The sequence below is a fragment of the Chitinophaga sp. genome, from assembly GCF_019236475.1.
Taxonomy (GTDB): domain Bacteria; phylum Bacteroidota; class Bacteroidia; order Chitinophagales; family Chitinophagaceae; genus Chitinophaga.
In genome coordinates, this window is sequence record NZ_JAFAIX010000008.1 from 1 (window position 1) to 8,733 (window position 8,733).

An 8,733-nucleotide genomic window follows, 5' to 3' on the forward strand; every position below is an offset into this window, starting at 1 on the left:
ACAACAACCTATCGGTGCTGCCATTAGTAGCGTAGGTTTGATGGAGAGAGACGACACCTTGTACCTGGCCGCAGTAATGCCTAATGTCTCCGGACTCTATCCTACTGTCATCAGGCAATCGGTTAGTACTGGTCAAAACTATGATGCGGTAACCTATAAAACAGCAGCTGCCACCAGTACCAACTTTGATATCATCAGCACCCCGCTGGGATATACTTTAAGTGGTGAGTTTGGCGGTAGCGGTGGTGTGATCAACATCACTGCTGATAAATCTGATGCTACCCTACAGGTAATGCAGGCCCCCACCGGACGCGCTACTGGTAGCTGGCAGGCAGGAGCTACCGGAGATGGTAGTATTATTAGCGGGCAGTCAAATGGAGACGTATGGCTGCACAGGATGTACCCAGACGCTGTATTATGGTCCAATCATATACAGCTTCCTGGCAATGAACGCATCAATAATATTATCCAACGTAAAAACGCCACCTATGCTGCAGTTGGTATGACGGGCAATACCGCCATGTTGATTCTGACTAGTGCCAGTGGTAAAACAGGATGTAACGATGCTCCTGCTTCCATGAGCTATGTGGCCTCCTCTTTAAATCCGAATGTAATTGATACCACTACTCTTGGAAAGGCCACCTATCTGGGTAGCTGGAATTTCAGCGACTTAGGCATTGGAGAACGGATCAACAGCGTATTGGCCTCTCCGTTATCATGCCCAGGTATTGATACCTGCTATTATACTTATACCGCCATGTTATGTGGTAATACCAGTCCTGTATTTGACGAAGCACCAGAGATGCCAACCAAATGTACAGATAGCCTACTATTAGCGGATCTTAAAGGAAATGAGATCTTTAACTACCGCAGGGATTCTGTGCTCAATATCTTCGATCAGTCCTACACCAGTAAGGCGATGGAAGCTGCCATGCAGGAAGAACTAGCCATGCAGTATAATAATAGTGAGTATCATTATACCTTATACTATTATGACCAAGCAGGGAACTTAGTAAAAACGGTTCCTCCTGCGGGTGTAATTAAAGACAGATCCACTGCCTGGATCAACCAGGTAAAAGCTGCAGTGGCCAATGGTAATACACTGGTACCTCTGCACACATTAACAACGAACTATCGATACAATACACTGAATACTATTGTAACCCAAAAATCTCCGGATGCGGGAACTTCCAATTTCTGGTATGATCGCCTGGGTAGACTGTCTGTTTCTCAGAACGCTCAACAGCAACTGGAGAACAATTACAGCTATACTATATTTGATGAGATCAATAGAATTACCGAAGTTGGTCAGATAAACACCATAGCTGTGCTGTCGGATGCCGTTTCCAGAAACCAGGCATCCCTTAATAGTTGGTTAACTGCACCGGGTGTAAGCCGCACCCAGATCACACGTACCATTTATGATACCCCTAATCCATTTACAAAATGGGTTAACTGGGTACCTGATAACGTGAGAAACCGCGTGGCTTGGAGTGCTGTATATAATAACTTGGCAGATACGCTACCTGGAAAACATATAGCAGCCACTTATTACAGTTATGACATTCATGGTAATGTAAAATCCTTATTACAGGATTATCGTTCTAGTCTAGTTGATAGTGCAAATGCCTTCAAGAAAATCAACTATGACTATGATCTGATCAGTGGAAAGGTAAATCTTGTCAGCTACCAGCCTGGACAAAAAGATGCCTTCTATCATCGATATAGCTATGATGCAGAGAATAGGATCACCAATGTAGAAACCAGTAGAGATAGTATTTATTGGGAGAAAGATGCTTTCTACCAATACTACAAACATGGTCCACGGGCAAGAACTGTCTTAGGTCAGGCACAAGTACAGGGCATCGATTACGCCTATACGCTACAAGGTTGGTTAAAAGGAGTTAATAGTTCTACGCTTGGCACTGACAAGGATATGGGTGAAGATGGTAAGCCATCTGGAGAAACAGCCAAGGATGCGTATAGTTATAGTCTCCATTATAACAATAACGACTATTCGAATATAGCCGGAGTTTCGGCTATCTCAGGAGTGAACATTAATCGCCCACTGTACAATGGCAACATTGCTGCAATGGGAGTTAACCTGCCTAAAGTAGGAGAACCATTATTCTATAGCTACACCTATGATGCACTCAACCGCATCAAAGCAATGAATACTTTCCGTGGTTTGGATACTGTTGCTAACAAATGGACGCCAATAGCTGTCAATGACTTCGCAGAAACGATTGCTTACGATCCTAACGGTAATATCCTTCATTATAACCGCAACGGTAACAACACCTGGGCTGGAAAAAACCTGGATATGGATAAATTAACTTATCACTATATTTCTGGTACCAACAAACTGGAATATATCTCAGACGCAGTAGACAGTAGTTACTATGATAATGACATTGATAAGCAAACAGCAGGCAACTATCACTATGATGCCATCGGTAACTTAACCAGCGACACAGCCGGTAAGATTAACAACATCCAATGGACTGCTTATGGCAAGATTGCTGAAATTGAAAAGGTAGATGGAACCAAAATCAGGTATACCTATGATGCTTCAGGATACCGTATAAGTAAGATTATAGGAAATATTGAGACTAGATATCTACGTGATGCCACAGGTAATGTGATGAGTATTTACGTAACAGGGGATCCTAAAATCAACCAGGGTCAAATGAGCCAGACAGAAACACATCTGTATGGCAGCAGTAGGTTGGGTATCAATAATTGGATCACAAATATTGCGCTTCCAGATACAGTAAATAGCTATCCGATGCTAGGATTAGGTTCTGGATATTTCAGTAACTTCCAACGTGGTTATAAGTTCTTTGAATTATCTAACCATCTTGGCAACATACTCGCTACTGTCGGGGATGATAAACTATCTGTAACCGCTAACGATAGTACGATTGCTTACTTTATCCCAAGAATTGTATCTGTTCAGGATTACGCACCATTTGGTATGGGACTGAATGGTAGATCATTTAGTGCTAATAGTTATAGGTTTGGGTTTAATGGGATGGAGAAGACTGACGAGACTAAAGGAGAAGGAAATAGTTATACTGCTCAGTTCTGGGAGTATGATCCGAGGATAGGAAGGAGATGGAATTTGGACCCAAAACCAATTATCGGACAAAGTGAATACCTTGCATTCGGTAATAACCCTATCTATTACTTGGATCCAAAGGGGGATTATAAAACTAGATTTGGGGCCTGGATTGCTGATAAATTGCATGGTGGGGAAGGGATAGCAAAGAATACAGATCCTCGCAGTGCGAATTACGGAAACTGGTATTATAAGAAGAATACAAACTACTCTGATGGGCATGGAGGAGTTGTTATAACTCCATACGAACACTATAATACACCTGATAAGCGAAAGGTAGGAAGTGGAGGTTTGACAGATGGATTCCCAACCTTTGAAAAAACAATAGATGAAAGTGGCGCCAGGATACAAAAGTTTGGTAATGACGTTAGTACTACTGTGCAGAATGGCATTCACAATTCAGGTGCGGCAATTAGAGATGCTTGGAATTCTCCGTTTGCAAGAGCTATAATCCCCGATTATTATATACTCTCATTTGGGACTCAAACATCAGCAGGTATTGGTATGTCAGAAGATGTTACATATACTTTGTTATTGAGGGGCAAAGACCCAGGATTATTTGTTAATACTACCACAGGAGGAAATATAAATGTTTCCATAGGCGTGAGTGGAGGTTTTAATATTGGGCAAGGGTACTATCTGGGTCGTGATGTGAAAAAACTTGAAAGTGGTATGTTTGGAGGATGGTCAGGGTCTGTTGCTGTAGGAACTGAGGTAGGTTTAGGATTGGGGTTGAAACTTGGTGGGGGTGTGGACATTGGGTTTGATAATAACTTTAGGCCAACATTGATGACAATAAAAATCGGAGGGGCCGGGGATGTTGGAGTGTCACCACCCATTAATGGTTCACTAGGTGGTGGATATTCAACACCAATGAAAAGAATTTTTTAATGAAAATGTCATTTAAATTTCAAAATTACTATGAAATTATTGCAAACTATTTTCTTTTCATTCATGGGAATTACTGTTTTAGTAGTTGGGATAATATTATTTAGAAATTGGAAAAAAAGTATGAGGGAAGTTAAGGAAATACATGCCAGTAAGATTTCCGGAATAATAAAATCATATAAAAACCTTGGACGAACTATGTATGATTTAAAAATTCAAGACGGTGATAAAGCCATAGTTGTAAGCTGTGCTGGTTTTAATACATATAATAAGGTATTTAAGTTGGAAGATTCCATTTTCAAGAAAGCTTATTCGGATACAGCGTTAATTTTCAGAAAGAGTGACAGTGGTACTTATGATTATCAGGGCTTTATTATTACTGGATATTAGAGCTAGGTGCTGTCGGCAACACCGCTTCCCTCTGGAGGCAGTGTGGCAGGAAACGTTACCAATACGTTACCAACCATCTTGGTAACGTATTGGCTACTGATGCAAAATGGAGGTAATGCCACAGTGTTTAACCAGACAGATTATACACCATTTGAAGCATAGATGAATGGTGCCGTTTGGAATCTGGGAGGGGTTATAAGTTTGGGGTTAATGGGCAGGAGAAGAGTGATGGGATCAATAGAGAAGGAAATTCATAATTAACCCAGTTGATCCTTCAACATAATTACTCTATGAAAACAAAAAGTATTACTTCAGACACTGAATATTATATAATTTTCGCTTCTGTTATATTCAGAATAATTTTTAATGCATATGCAATGAGAATAACTAATTTCCATGATAGAGATTTTTTTGTTATTACGTTTTTGATTGCTATTCCATTATTTATTTTTTCTCTATTTATTAAATTCAATGCTTACCATTTTGGTATCATTTATGCAGTTTTAGCATCGTGGAGAAAACTATCACTCATGAGCCTACCTGGTTATCCACCATTTCCCTTACAGATGAAATAGAACCTAATCGGCTGACTACTATGCCAAAGCACTCTCCACCGTTCCTCTTGATAAGTTTTAATATTGGTTCAAATATTAGATGATGACCCCAGTAATAAAACTAAACCTGGAATTTTAACGGTATAGATAAGTATACAACTTCTGACATGCCTTTCGATCTGTTGAAACAAAACCCATCCTTTGAATTATGAAAAATTGGACTCATAGCCTTTATGGTACCGAGCAAGAATAAATAATAATGAGTCTATATTAATAGAAGATTTGTAACTCGGGACAGAAGCAGGCGATAGTTATGATGCTGAAAACAGAATTACCAATGTTGAAACCAGTAGAGATAGTATCTATTGGGAGAAATACGCCTTCTACCAATATTACAAACACGGTCCACTGGCAAGAACTGTCTTAGGACAGGCACATGTACAGGGTATCGATTACGCCTACACGCTAAATCGAATTCAAAACCAGAGGAACCCAAGAAGACTAACAATCCTTCTGGCACTAAGAGTAATGAAAGTAATAAATCTAAAGGTGTTAATTCAAGAGGACAATCGATTGATTTACTACCGAGGTTTTCAACAACATAATTTAAAATAATGAATATAAAATTAATTCCGGTTGCTAATTGGAAGGTAAGGACAACACTCAGTAAGGAGGAGATTCTTCAAAAAGTATCTAATTCAACTATTCATAAAACCTGGAAGCTTTCAATGAAAGGTTTAATGCAAAATAATAGTTTTGTTAGCGAACCAAATTCAAATGGATTCATTTTGATTATGGGTCAATATGGCTTAAGCTATGCGAAGAATCCCATCAGTCCAGCATTAAAGGTTCACATTACTGTAGAAGATAATTTGACAATTTTAAACTGTAAACACAGACTGAGTGATAATACATTTATAGGGTTGATAACATTTTACATTTTATTCGGTGTTATTTCTTACTTCATGGGATATAAACATCATGATTTGTTGGGTGGGATGATACTTATTGTAATTGCTTGTGTTCACTATATTTCAATGCTACTTAATTTTAATAAACGGCTATTTAATTACGAGGCCTTTATTAATAGCTTAGTAAAGGATACTCAAATTCAATAAAAACTTATCTTCTTAATTCCAAATTATTCCTTTGGGGTTAGGGACATTTTGAATTTTGGTTTTATTAAGCACTGTACCTAATATGATCTTATTTTAACAAGAACTGTCTTTCAACAATCGCATCCTGTCTAGGATGAGCTTTTCTATAGCCATAGCTGTATTTGTAGGGGGGTATATGGGCTAATGTCACACAATAGAACAGGATGGTGGAACTTCCTTTATTATCTTATTCCCATTTCAATAGTACTATATTCCTTGTATTGGGCAATTAGATATAGTTTGTATTGGATTAGTTTAATAGAAATTAAGGATGGCGATTATTGTCATATAGTAATCAAAAAAAGGATCTTGTAGAAATAGATATACTTGTGCCAATAAATGAACTCAGATTTGAACTGAAACCTATCGCTGGCCGATATACCTACTATAAGATGCTAGTATATCAAAACTCCAATCTATTGGTTACGCAATGGGAAGTTGGTAACTGGCAAAGATACTGTATGCAGAAAATAATACAGTATTTTCATCCAGATGATAAAATGGCAAAAAAAGTAAAACTATAGTTAAGGATACGTTTAATGCATAAAGGCCGCCGGTTAGTCTCCGGCGGCTTTATTGTTCATGATAGGAACCTAAAAAAGGATAACTCAATAATTATAAGTAAGAAAAAAATATTTAATCCTAAAGATGATTATCTACCAATGATAGAATAGGTCTGCCCCTTCAGCAGTTGACAAGCCATCTGTACCGACGAAATATGCTCCACTAATCAATTTATCCAATCGCCAGAATATTCAACTTTTATATCCATTGGTCACGTTTTTTCCTTATAATTGCCGGATTTTCAGGGTAATAAAATTTTTAACGAATACCCAGCTATTATTTTATCTATTCCTATTTAGTTTAATTATTCATGAAAATACCACACGATAACAAACATAATTGCATTCCCTGAGCCTAGTGTAGCAGTACAATTCACATTTAATACTAATTGACTCCTTTAGCCTAGCCGCCCAGTAAAACGCTTGGAATTCCAGCGTAAAACTTGTTGCTAAATAAATTTTTTCGAATTATAAACCTATACCACCTGGTTAGTTCAGGTTGCTGTAAAATGAATTACTATTTTAAAAGGTCCCTATCCTTCCTGTTACTGACAGGCATCTTGTTGTTTGTAACTCAATACTCCCAGGCACAAACCAAGAGTATCATCATTACCCGCACCTTAGACGGCGCCAAAAGACAGTTACAGAAAGACTCTGTGATCAGCATCCAGGACAGCCTGTACTTTGATGCCAGTCTAAAATCCAAACTCGATACCCCCTATAAGGTTAGAAATATCATCACCTTTAAGTTAAACGAGTACTCCTCCCGTGCACTACCTGTAAAATTCAATGCTGCCCTAAAAGTGCGCATCATCTACACCACCCCCAAGCTGCAGATAGATTCAGTAGACAAAGAACTGACGCTGAACTATGACACCGCTCACCCCTATGTGCTGCGTCGTAGCTTCATCTTTGAAAATGCCCCTGCTGTGAGTGTAAAGGTCCTCTCCTATGCCACCGATGCACCCAAAAATATCCTCCCGGCGCTCATGCTGGAAAACGCCATGGAAGTAAATCCATTATTTAAAATGGATCCCATGACAGTAGCATTAAGCCGGATGAGTATAGGAAAATTTGATGCTGCTAACGCAGACGAGCTGCCCGTGAACTGGCCAATGGTATTCGGTGCTAATGCCTATGACCTCGAGTGGGCCTATATTGATTCCTCTGCCATAGAAACTGGCAGGTATGGTACTCCCATTAACCCCGATAAATTATTTGAAAACAATGCTACCAGGGTAACGGTGGCTGGTACCAACTATGCCATTCCCTTGATGTACGACCATGAAGGAGCTTTATACTTCCGCTTCCGTCCCGTGCAAGAAAAACCTGCATTTGGGCGTATCACTGGTAACTGGAGCTCCCAATTTACCGGTGGCTTGGGTGCTTATGCCTTTACCGGTCATGAGCGACAACTCAACTGGCAAGCGCAAACCTCCTTCGCTGAAGAAGGTAAACGAAAAACGATCCTCAATTATTTCGATGGTTCCCTCCGTGGCAGACAAACTGTTACCAAGGATAATACCACCAGTACCATCATTGTAGGTGAAAGTATTTATGATTACCAGGGACGCCCAGCCTTACAGGTACTCCCCGCTCCCACTCTCAACACCATTATTAAATATACCAGACGGCTCAATACAGATATTAACGGTGCCGAATATACGCCGGACAGGTTCGATTATCTAAATAAACCCGCTGATATCCTTACCCAACACGCCCCTGTGATGGGAACAGCATCTGGTACCGCCCAATATTATTCTCCCGCCAATCCTCAAAGAGACAGCGGATTTAATAAATTCATTCCAGATGCAGAAGGATACGTCTTCTCTGAAACTGCCTACACATTGGACAATACCAATCGGGTGCGCCAACAGGGAGCTGTCGGTAAACAATATACCCTCAACGGTGGGCATGATATTGTCTATACCTATGGTACTCCTTCCCAAGAAGATCTCTATGCATTATTCGGTACAGAGGTAGGCGACGCCAGTCACTATTTCAAAAATACCGTCACCGATGCCAACGGACAAGTTTCTGTTACCTACCTGGATATGCAT

General features: G+C 39.7%; 4 protein-coding genes. All 4 read left to right on the forward strand.

All coding sequences use genetic code 11. The features are described 5' to 3' along the window. The coding region (locus tag JO154_RS11175) for a hypothetical protein (RefSeq protein WP_291945272.1) at positions 1-4,012 on the forward strand (4,012 nt) is incomplete at its 5' end. A gap of 30 nt (positions 4,013-4,042) precedes the next feature. Continuing rightward, entirely contained in the window at positions 4,043-4,399 is a 357-nt protein-coding gene (locus JO154_RS11180; RefSeq protein WP_291945275.1) for a hypothetical protein, read from the forward strand. 1,168 nt (positions 4,400-5,567) lie between these two features. After that, positions 5,568-6,071, forward strand: a complete 504-nt coding sequence (locus JO154_RS11185) for a hypothetical protein (RefSeq protein WP_291945278.1) — start codon at positions 5,568-5,570, stop codon at positions 6,069-6,071. A 1,111-nt stretch (positions 6,072-7,182) separates the two neighbouring features. Next, positions 7,183-8,733 (forward strand): DUF6443 domain-containing protein (locus JO154_RS11190; RefSeq protein WP_291945281.1); only part of this gene is annotated, 1,551 nt, incomplete at its 3' end.

Coding starts and splice junctions, on each gene's coding strand:
- JO154_RS11180 (WP_291945275.1), top strand. CDS start 4,043: ATGAAATTATTGCAAACTATTTTCTTTTCATTCATGGGAATTACTGTT.
- JO154_RS11185 (WP_291945278.1), top strand. CDS start 5,568: ATGAATATAAAATTAATTCCGGTTGCTAATTGGAAGGTAAGGACAACA.